1 protein-coding gene is annotated in these 244 nt (G+C 66.8%); it reads right to left on the bottom strand.

What is annotated here, in order from left to right; translation table 11 throughout:
- A partial coding sequence (locus C173_RS33140; protein WP_162174720.1) for a collagen-like protein occupies positions 1-244 on the bottom strand: 244 nt, incomplete at both ends.

The following is a 244-nucleotide window of genomic DNA, read 5'->3' as shown; positions in this document are numbered from 1 at the left end:
TCCAGTCTCACCAGTCAGTCCTGTCGCCCCAGTCTCTCCTGTAAGCCCCGTTGCTCCGGTCTCTCCCGTAAGCCCTGTCGCACCAGTCTCGCCAGTCAGCCCCGTCGCTCCTGTCTCGCCAGTCAGCCCCGTCGCTCCAGTCTCTCCCGTAAGCCCCGTTGCTCCGGTCTCTCCCGTGAGCCCCGTTGCTCCAGTCTCACCCGTGAGCCCCGTCGCTCCCGTTTCTCCGGTCAGCCCCGTCGCT

This window comes from Paenibacillus sp. FSL R7-277 (assembly GCF_000517965.1).
GTDB classification, from domain to species: Bacteria; Bacillota; Bacilli; order Paenibacillales; family Paenibacillaceae; genus Paenibacillus_AQ; species Paenibacillus_AQ silagei.
The sequence above is the reverse complement of the archived record's forward strand: the minus strand, read 5'-3'. Positions and strand labels throughout refer to the sequence as shown.